We start from the raw sequence: 9672 nt of genomic DNA on the forward strand, positions 1-9672 counted from the left end.
CGCTCTTGGTCTTCAGGTGTCATAGCGAGTGATCCCTAGGGCTACCCTTCTATTCTCCCCCTTGGCACTGTTTTTGCAAAAGTGGGATGCTCCCCTTTTCGTTCTTCTATCTTCGTTCTTCTATCTTGCAGCACTAGGGCACACCTCAGAACATTGAGCGCCACTCGACCTAGCGTAATGGCAGCAGCGACGCCGTGGCCTCTTCAGGTAATGGCACGGCCCTAGGCAACTGCACAATAAACGTCGATCCTTGCCCGAGAGTACTGTCTACCTGAATGCTGCCCTGCATCATTCTCACCAAGGAGTCGGTGATGGCTAGCCCCAACCCAGTGCCAGGATGCTTGCGGCTCCGGCTTTGATCAACTTGGCGAAAGGCTTCAAAAATATGATCAAAATCTTCTGGCGCAATGCCGATGCCCGTGTCTTGAACAACGATCTGCACCATGTTGTCCGATGGATCAGAAACGGATACCGAGACCCTGCCCGCATCGGTGAACTTAATGGCGTTGGCGAGGAGATTAATCAACACCTGCCGCAACCGGTTTGGATCATTAAAGGCCCGCGGCCGCCGAAGATTAATCTGTACGGCAAGCTCAAGCTGTTTTTCATCGGCCAGCGATCGCATCTCGTTGACCGTAGCATTCACCACGTCCGACAGTACAATCGTATCAGGACGCAGGTCTAGCCGCCCCGCTTCCACCCTGGAGAAATCTAAGATCTCATTGAGCAGCGCTAAAAGCTGCTGTCCGTTATTGAGAATCCGCTGGATCATATCCTGCTGCTGCGGTAGCAAGGTACGTTTTCCCGGTCGGAGCAGGAGTTGGGAAAAGCCAATAATTGCATTCAACGGGGTGCGTAGCTCATGGGACATGGTAGCTAAGAATTGAGACTTCAGCCGTGATGCTTCCACCAGTTTGATATTTTGAATTTGAATTTGCTGCCGCTGAATTTCCAACTCTTGGTTTTTATGAATGAGCAGCTCATTGCTTTCCCGCAGTCGCTGGTTAGCCAGGGCTGCCTCCATCTCTGCCTGATAAACTCGCATGGCATTCCGCAGTACTCTCGCTAAACTATCGGATGAAATTCTCGATTTAACGAGGTAGTCTGTAGCGCCGGCCTTCATCAAATCCACCGCAATTTCTTCGTCCCCCTGCCCCGTGAGCACCACAAGCGGCACCCGAATCCCGATTTGGCGAACCTGTTGCACCAGCAGCAGTCCATCTTGGTCAGGTAGGCGATAGTCGAGAAATACACAATCAAAGGGCGACTCTTGCAGCGTGACGATCGCCTCCGTGCAATTTTCGACCTCGACTACTTGCAAGCGAAAGCCAGCCTTAATGAGCGATCGCCGCACGGTCATACGATCGACTTCATCGTCGTCTATGACTAAAATTCTGAGGGTTGCTTCCATGTGACGATTGCTTCCATGTGAGATCTTGCAGGCCAAGACGTAAAACCATAAGCGTAATGCCGTTTTCTACGGCATTTCACACAACGCCCAATATTTGTTGAGGGTCGTCATGAGTTCTGCAAAGGTTGTAAAGGTAACCGGCTTAAGCAAATAACCAGAAATATTTAGGTTATAGGCCTCGACTCGGTCTTGGTCTTGGTTGGATGTGGTCAACACCACAACGGGCGTTAGCTTGAGGTCAGGGTCGGCTCGAAGTTCTTGGAGAAATTCAATGCCGCCCATTTTTGGCATATTTAAATCTAGCAAAATTAAACGGCGATCGCCTGGCACAACAGATGGTTGACCATTGACGCCCCGCAACATATCTAGGGCTTCTAATCCATTACTCGCAATATAAACCGGATTCGTGATATTGCTTTTTTGAAACGCACGACGGACGTTCATAACATCGACTTCATCATCTTCTACCAGCAGAATATGAATGACACGTTCTTGCATATACAGGGGAATCACTCCTTGGGTTCCTCGTGGGTTAGCTCTTTTATCGTAGAAGGTTGTGCGATCGCTGTCGTCACTCACTGGTGGGAGATCGACCGCTTTTCCAATCTACCGTCCGGTGTATATGGGCCCTTGGGATGGGCAGGACAAAGCCAGATGGGCAAGGGTTTATACTCGTCTTGCCGCGATGCTCCGTCGTTCTACTCCTTCGAACATTCTGCCCAATCACCCGGATTTGATATCATGGGCAGTTGTTCCAACGTGAGTGGCGATCGCTATTAATCCACTCATAGAGCCTAATCTATCCCTCACCCTGATGCCATGGTGTCCGACTACAAAAACACCGCTCAGGTTCATCCATAAGCTGACCTGAGCGGCGACTATTTCTATGCGAGACCTCAGTTAATGTTGATCAAGAGGACATGAGGTCGGTAGGCAGTGGATCACTGTTGGACTCCTCAGGCAAGTCTACTGCGTCCATGGGCGGTGCAACGGCGGGATCGGTTTGTTGGTCGAGTTGGTCGATCGCTTCCGGGATCGCTTTCGGCTCCGGCGTTGGGGTACTGGCGGCGGCTTGATCAAAGATCACCATTTGACTGCCGACGACAGGACTGCGGGCCAATACCGTGCCTTCCCCGTCCACCACGTCTAGCTTGTTGAACCCTAGCTCCTGCGATCGCTGCCAGAGAGCTGCGGCAAAGTGAGGGCGATCGCTCCCTAGACCATTCCAGCCATCACCCACAGTGACCACCAAGCGACCCCGCAGGAAATTGGCCTGCACAGAACTCAGCGTCATCCCAGCATAGTCAGCCAGCACATCGGCAAGCTGATCCTGCAAATCGCCAATAAAGGGCGCATCGGGAATCGCCTCTTCAGCGGCAGGGCTCTCGTCTTCAGGGATATCCTCAATCAACGCATCATCAGCTTCGAGATCCTCGACCGGCTCAGACATCGACTCAGGGATGGGCTCAGAAGCTGGTTCAGAAACGGGCTCAGAAACCAGAGGTGCATCAGATGCATCAGGTTTCGCCGAGCTTTCCGGCTCTTGGAACTGCTCAATGGGCACGGGTTCAAGCGGCGGCGGTTCGGGCGCAGGGCTGGAGGCAACCGGTGTCGAACGAATAGATAAGGTAATCCACAAAACCAAGACCACCAGCGCCGACGTGAGGGCACCCACCAATGGATCGGGGAGGCGATCGCCCACGCGTTTGGGCAACAGCACCCGCCCAATTTTCACCCCTAGAGACCACAGCACACCGACGATCGTCCAACTGATACCGAGCAGCCGCGATCGCATCGTTTTCGGCTGTGGAGAGTCGGCTAAGAGCGCAGACGCTACGGACGGTTCTCGATCAGCCTCAGCTTCTTCCGCTGCTTCATCACCCTCATCCTCTAACTCAAAACCGTCGTCTAGCTCAAGATTCTCCTCGTCAAGCTCCTCGTCCTCTAGGTCATCCTCGTCGAAACCGTCTGCCATCTCAGAGACACCATCCATAGCTGGCGTATCCGTGGATGCCTCAGGACTAGCTGGCGTCGCGGAGAGTCGATCGGGTGCCGTCGCTACCTTGGCTGTAGCAGCCTTGGGCTTCACCCGTTTGGGCTTACTGGCTGTAGACGGCGGGCTATCGGCTATCACGTTCAATTGCTCTAGCCCCCATTCCCCCACCAAAATCAGCAGCCGTAGGACTAAAATAGCCAAGGCCCGAGCAATGGGAGCGATCGCTTCCCACACTTGACGCACCACCACCAGCGATTGGTCGAGGGTTTCCTGCGCCGTCTTGAGCACCGTGGCTACCACGTCACCCGTGTCCAAGGACGTATCCACGGGCGCAACGGGCATCGGCGATTTGGGAGGCGGAGGAGGATCAGCCGGCGGCGGCGCAAGGCTCTCCACCGACTGATCCGGGGCATCGTTGCCAGAATCATTGCCAGATAGCTCAGCAGCCACCTCAGGCTTGTCCTGGGATGCTAGATCACCTGAGGGGCGATCGCGCTCCGATTCTGGAGGGGCTGAGTCAGCAGAGGCGGAATAGATAGCGGGATCCTCAGACATAAAGCAGTTTGGATGGAGTAGATTCTAGAGACATGGGGAAACAGCGATCGCCCCCGAAGGCTAACGAGGGTGGCGCGCTTGATTTCCCAGTCCAGCCTCAATCTATCATTTTGTGATGTAGTCAAATCATCACATCTCAGTGGAAATCCCCTGGCTTCTGGCCCCAGTTGCTTAGGATTTGATGTTGCCCAATCCCTTGAAGATACTGGTATAGCGCGATCGCTTCTGCAGGTTGAGTCCGCCGTTTTCACGGCGCTAGAATTTATTATCCTTACCCTGAACGTAATACAATGTCATATTGGCTGCGGCTAGTGTGTTGGTTTAAGGATTCGTGGGCGATCGCTCTGCTCAACAGTAGGGGGAAGCAGGGTTTCGCCAAGCTGCGAGGCTAGAGCACGCCACTCTACCGTCGTTTTCTAGCGCCTTGGCATGATTCAGTCGGTCAATCTATCTTCAAAAGGGTCACTTATGAGTGCTTCGATTCGCTTCCTCATGTGTTCTCCCCATCATTATGATGTGGACTACGTGATTAATCCTTGGATGGAGGGAAACATCCATAAGTCCTCGCGCGACCGAGCGCTTGAGCAATGGCAAGGACTTTATCAAATTATTGCAGACCATGCCACCGTTGACCTGATCAAACCCCAACCGGGCTGGCCTGACTTGGTGTTTACAGCCAATGCCGGCCTCGTCCTCGGTGATACGGTGGTGTTGAGCCGCTTCTTCCACCCCGAGCGCCAAGGAGAAGAACCCCACTTCAAAACCTGGTTTGAAGAGCAGGGCTTTACGGTGCATGAATTGCCCAAAGACCTGCCCTTTGAGGGAGCTGGCGATGCTTTGTTTGATCGCGAAGGGCGCTACCTCTGGGCTGGCTATGGCTTCCGCTCCGAACTCGATTCCCATCCCTACCTGGCTGAATGGTTGGACGTGGAAGTGCTGTCTCTGCGGTTGATGGATGAGCGGTTCTACCATCTAGATACCTGCTTTTGCCCCCTCACCGACGGCTATCTGCTCTACTATCCTCCCGCCTTTGATTCCTACTCCAATCGCTTGATTGAACTGCGGGTGCCGCCGGAGAAGCGGATTATTGTTGACGAACCGGATGCGATTAACTTTGCCTGCAATGCCGTCAATATCAATCGCATTGTGATTATGAATCGGGCTAGCGATTCCCTCAAGCAACAGCTTGCCCATGTTGGCTTCCAGGTTCTAGAAACGCCCCTCGATGAATTCCTCAAAGCAGGCGGGGCCGCCAAATGTCTAACGCTGCGGGTGACGGAGCCAGTACTCACCGAAAAGTTTGCCACCGTGGCCTACGAAAGCCGCACCATCAAGCTAGAGGGACATTTACTAGACTCTGGCTTAATTAACCGTGCCCTGGATGTGATCACCGATGGCGGCGGCAGTTTCCAAGTGCTCAACTTTGAGCTAGGTGTGCAGCGGCAGAGTACGTCGCGGGCTGAGGTGCGGGTTTCGGCTCCTAGCCACAGCATCATGGAAGAAATTCTGTCCCAGTTGATCGACCTAGGGGCGATCGCTAACCCCCGGGAAGATCAAGATGTGGATACCGAAGTGGTCGTCAAAGACGGCGTTGGCCCCGATGACTTCTACGTCACCACCATCTATCCCACCGAGGTGCGGGTAAACGGCGACTGGATCCGCCTACAGGGGCAGCGCATGGATGGGGCGATCGTGATTGGCGACACTGCTGAAGGGGCGATCGCTCGCTGCTGTTTGCTACGGGATCTCAAAGAGGGCGATCGCGTGGTGGTTGGCGTAGACGGCATTCGCACGGTGCGCAAAGCCGATGCCCGCGACCAGCGCAGCAGCCAAGAGTTTAGCTTCATGGGCGCAGGAGTTTCCAGCGAACGCCGCGTGGAGCTAGTGGTCGAACAAATTGCCTGGGAACTCCAGAAAATTCGTTCCCAAAACGGCAAAGTTGTGGTCACCGCTGGCCCTGTGGTGATCCACACCGGCGGCGGCGTTCACCTATCCCGTCTGATCCGCGAAGGCTATGTGCAGGCGCTGCTGGGCGGGAATGCGATCGCTGTCCACGACATCGAACAATCCTTGATGGGAACGTCCCTGGGCATGGATATGCAGCGGGGTATTTCCGTACGCGGTGGCCATCGCCATCACCTGAAAGCCATCAACATCATCCGTCGAGCTGGCAGCATTGCTGCCGCCGTGGAGCAAGGCATCTTGACCTCAGGCATTTTCTACGACTGTGTGCGCCACAACGTAGACTTTTCCCTGGCGGGCTCCATCCGTGATGACGGCCCTCTGCCCGATACCCACATGGATCTGATTGCGGCCCAGGCTGACTACGCTCGCCTGATCACCGGCGCTGACATGATCCTGATGCTATCCACCATGCTGCATTCCATCGGCGTCGGCAACATGACCCCCGCTGGCGTGAAGATGGTCTGTGTGGACATTAACCCGGCTGTGGTCACCAAGTTGAGCGATCGCGGCTCGGTGGAATCCGTAGGCGTGGTCACCGATGTGGGTCTCTTCCTCAGTCTCTTGGTGCAGCAGCTCGATAAGCTCAACGTGCCTCAAGCTGTGCGGTAGGTCGGTTAGCTCCAGTCCCCCCCTGGCCGCTTTTGACCCAGGGGGGGATTCTATATCATGGTGCCAAATCACTCTATGGTGCCAGCGCTCCTGCGTTGACACCTATCTTGGTTGCTCCTGCGACTCTCAGTCTGGGCGCAGGAGCGCCGTTTGGAGCATTCCCACGCTCAGCGTAAGAGCGATATATTTTCTTATGAGACGAGGGTTGAGCGGAGTCGAAACCCGGCCAACCCACAAAACAACAATCGCCCCAGGGGGTTGGGGCGATCGCTGCGTGACGAGATTGTGACTTCAGGAGTTTCTAGCTCAGGATCTAGAAACGCTCCAGCAGGAGTGACGAACTTCAGGTTGTGTGTGAACCCTAGGGCTACACAAGCTCCAGCAAAGCGGAAAGCTCAGACGTAATCTGGAGATGACCGCGATAAACCGCTCGTAGCAATCGGTCGATGGCGCGGCGCTCGTCGTCATTGAGTGACTCCTCAAACACGGCTGCCATCAATCCGTAGCGATCGGCAACGGTGAGAACGCCCGACCGGCTTGCTTGGGCAAACAGTTCAGCGATCGCACCTGGAACAAGATTGAGTGGGGGAAACGTAGACATGACGATCAGGAACTCTATGCTTACAGTGTCTACGGTTTTAGCGATCGCCTCAGTGACGCCCCCAGCAATTTTGTGTGACCTTCATAGAGAAGTCCCGTGACGGTAAGCAAGCCTAAGAGTGACCACATCCTGGTAATTCTGTGACGTAGATCACCCTTCTGCTTGCCAATAGATGTCCGATGGATAGACAGACCGTGAGAGCATAGAAGCGTTCAATCGCCGTAGGGGTCAATGTCGTGGTTACTATTCGCTGCAAAGACGTGGTATTTCCGTCTATCCAAGCTATTTTCTTTGATAAAGACGGCACCTTAGCCGACTCCGCTAGCTTTTTGCGAGAGCTGGCCCAGCGGCGATCGCGTCTGATTGATGCCCAAATTCCGGGCGTGCAGGAACCGATGTTGATGGCGTTTGGTGTGGAGGGCGATCGCTTAGATCCCAGCGGACTGATGGCCCTAGGCACACGCTACGACAATGAAATTGCGGCGGCGGCCTACGTTGCCGAAACAGGACGGGGGTGGATCGAATCCCTCACCCTGGTGCAGGCTAGCTTTCGAGAAGCCGACCAAACCCTACCCCGCAAAGCCGACCATACGCCCCCCTTTGCCGGCATGGAGCCCCTGCTCCAGCGTCTACAGCAGTCTGGCGTGACCCTCGGCGTCCTCTCCGCCGACAGCCCTGCCTTGGTAGACGATTTCCTAAAACGCTACGACCTAGAGGAGTACATGGCGATCGCCCTTGGTAGCACCGAGCAACTCCGTAAGCCTCAAGCGGAGTTTTACCATAGCGCCTGTGAACACCTCGGCGTTGATCCAGCCGCAACCCTGGTGGTGGGCGACTCCCAATCCGATATCCTCATGGCCAAGTATGGAGGAGCTGCGGGCTGTATTGGCGTGACCTGGGGCGGGGCGAGTCCGTTCCAGTTGGCTAGCGCCACGGTATGCATTGACCATGGCGATCAGATCGACGTGCTGGCCACCTAGCCCGAACGATACAATTCGATACAATTCGATACAATGAAACTATCCCCATCATGGCAAGGCGTTCAACCAAGAGCGTTGCTGAATCGATAGATGATTTGCCCTCATCCCCAACCCTTCTCCCTAGGGAGAAGGGAGCTAGACTTCTTGTCCGCTCTCCCTAGGGCAGATTGAGCAATTCATACTTGTATTCAGCAACACTACCGTAGACTCAGCCACGTCATGCAAGTCGTAGCCTGGGCACCATGATCAATCCCCAGCAACGTTTCGCCTCCTAGCCTAATACCTTACCTTATTGAAGAGAATAGCCCTGTGACAATCACCATTTCGCCAACCCTAGCTTTTCCTAACCTTACCTGGCAGTGGCGCGACCATACCATCTGCTATACCGTCATGGGCAGTGGTCAACCCCTCGTGCTCATCCATGGCTTTGGTGCTTCCATTGGTCACTGGCGGAAGAATATTCCCGTCTTGGCCGACGCTGGCTATCAGGTCTTCGCCATCGATCTGCTGGGATTCGGTAAGTCCGCAAAGCCCGACCTTGCCTATAGCCTAGATCTTTGGCATGACCTCCTAAGCGACTTTTGGACAGAGCACATCCAACGGCCGGCAGTGTGGGTGGGAAATTCCATCGGCGGACTGCTGGCAATGATGATGTTGGCACAGCGGCCCCAGACGGCGGCGGGTGGTGTCTTACTCAACTGTGCTGGGGGTCTCAATCATCGCCCGGACGAACTGAATCTACCGCTACGGATGGTGATGGGGACATTCACAAAACTGGTGAGTTCTCCCGCTCTCGGGCCCCTGTTGTTCAACCAAGTCCGGCGGCGATCGCGTATTCGCGGCACCCTCAAGCAAGTCTACTGCGACCCCACAGCGGTGACCGATGACCTGATTGATATCCTCTACGAACCCTCCTGCGACCCCGGTGCCCAGAAAGTATTCGCCTCTATTTTGACTGCCCCCGCCGGCCCCCGCCCCAGCGACCTGCTGCCCCAGATTCAGCAACCCCTCCTGGTTCTTTGGGGGGAAGCCGATCCCTGGACGCCCATTGCAGGATCCAAACTTTACCAAGACCTCGCTGCTCAGCGTGAGACTGGAGCTACTCCTTCAGTGACTTTTCAAGCGATCGCCAAGACGGGACACTGCCCCCATGATGAACGCCCAGAGGAGGTCAACAGCGCGATTCTAGACTGGCTCACGGCCTTAGCTTGGGCGTAGCTGGTGGTGAGATCAGCCCTACAAGCTGATCTGCGTCACACAAAATACAACGTAATATCACGGAGCATCTAGAGATACATCACGACCCTGAAGAGCGATCGCCCTAATAATACAGACATGTTCAGCAACATGAACAACTCATCTGTTGGACGTTCCTGACTCGTCACTGTTTCTTACCATCAGGTGTGACTACATTTTATTCGTGAATTATGCTCCTACGACCGTGCCCTGTGCGCGGTTTTTTTTTCTAGGGCGGCAAAACTAGCTGGAGAAAGAGGAGACAATTGGCTAGGCTAGGCACAGAGGCGAGAACAGGGTGAGGCAATCAAGATGGTCA

8 protein-coding genes are annotated in these 9672 nt (G+C 54.8%); 4 read left to right on the forward strand and 4 right to left on the reverse strand.

The genetic code is table 11. From position 1 onward, the window contains the following. Positions 1-169: 169 nt before the first annotated feature. Together JUJ53_RS05120 and JUJ53_RS05125 are read right to left on the reverse strand one after the other, a co-directional pair. Positions 170-1411 (reverse strand): ATP-binding protein, encoded by a 1242-nt coding sequence (locus tag JUJ53_RS05120; protein WP_204150912.1) that lies wholly within the window; start codon positions 1409-1411, stop codon positions 170-172. Positions 1412-1477: 66 nt separating this feature from the next. Then, positions 1478-1909 carry a response regulator gene (locus tag JUJ53_RS05125; protein WP_204150913.1) on the reverse strand — a complete coding sequence of 144 codons (432 nt, stop codon included), beginning with the start codon at positions 1907-1909 and terminating at the stop codon, positions 1478-1480. An 18-nt stretch (positions 1910-1927) separates the two neighbouring features. Here JUJ53_RS05125 and JUJ53_RS05130 point away from each other — a divergent pair, with 18 nt between their 5' ends. Next, entirely contained in the window at positions 1928-2191 is a 264-nt protein-coding gene (locus JUJ53_RS05130) for a hypothetical protein (RefSeq protein ID WP_204150914.1), read from the forward strand. 130 nt (positions 2192-2321) lie between these two features. On the opposite strand, the gene JUJ53_RS05135 is transcribed toward JUJ53_RS05130, so the two are convergent. Further along, positions 2322-3962, reverse strand: a complete 1641-nt coding sequence (locus JUJ53_RS05135) for a hypothetical protein (protein ID WP_204150915.1) — start codon at positions 3960-3962, stop codon at positions 2322-2324. 468 nt (positions 3963-4430) lie between these two features. Here JUJ53_RS05135 and JUJ53_RS05140 point away from each other — a divergent pair, with 468 nt between their 5' ends. Then, positions 4431-6536, forward strand: coding sequence for a TIGR00300 family protein (locus tag JUJ53_RS05140; protein WP_204150916.1), 2106 nt, complete (start codon positions 4431-4433; stop codon positions 6534-6536). 367 nt (positions 6537-6903) lie between these two features. Here the strand turns inward: JUJ53_RS05140 and JUJ53_RS05145 are convergent, their stop codons facing one another. Beyond that, the gene (locus JUJ53_RS05145; RefSeq protein WP_204150917.1) at positions 6904-7137 is read right to left on the reverse strand and encodes a hypothetical protein; all 234 of its coding nucleotides are present in this window, start codon (positions 7135-7137) and stop codon (positions 6904-6906) included. A gap of 236 nt (positions 7138-7373) precedes the next feature. Here JUJ53_RS05145 and JUJ53_RS05150 point away from each other — a divergent pair, with 236 nt between their 5' ends. Both JUJ53_RS05150 and JUJ53_RS05155 read left to right on the forward strand, forming a co-directional pair. Beyond that, complete coding sequence (locus tag JUJ53_RS05150; RefSeq protein WP_204150918.1) at positions 7374-8117, forward strand: HAD family hydrolase; 744 nt, start codon at positions 7374-7376, stop codon at positions 8115-8117. A gap of 309 nt (positions 8118-8426) precedes the next feature. Then, positions 8427-9335, forward strand: coding sequence for an alpha/beta fold hydrolase (locus tag JUJ53_RS05155; RefSeq protein ID WP_343327890.1), 909 nt, complete (start codon positions 8427-8429; stop codon positions 9333-9335). The last annotated feature ends 337 nt before the right edge of the window (positions 9336-9672 follow it).

Source organism: Leptolyngbya sp. CCY15150 (genome assembly GCF_016888135.1).
Taxonomy (GTDB): domain Bacteria; phylum Cyanobacteriota; class Cyanobacteriia; order RECH01; family RECH01; genus RECH01.

Bases quoted from the DNA above. Each gene is read 5' to 3' on its own strand.
- JUJ53_RS05120 (WP_204150912.1), bottom strand. From the start codon at position 1,411: ATGGAAGCAACCCTCAGAATTTTAGTCATAGACGACGATGAAGTCGAT.
- JUJ53_RS05135 (WP_204150915.1), bottom strand. From the start codon at position 3,962: ATGTCTGAGGATCCCGCTATCTATTCCGCCTCTGCTGACTCAGCCCCT.
- JUJ53_RS05140 (WP_204150916.1), top strand. From the start codon at position 4,431: ATGAGTGCTTCGATTCGCTTCCTCATGTGTTCTCCCCATCATTATGAT.
- JUJ53_RS05145 (WP_204150917.1), bottom strand. From the start codon at position 7,137: ATGTCTACGTTTCCCCCACTCAATCTTGTTCCAGGTGCGATCGCTGAA.
- JUJ53_RS05125 (WP_204150913.1), bottom strand. From the start codon at position 1,909: ATGCAAGAACGTGTCATTCATATTCTGCTGGTAGAAGATGATGAAGTC.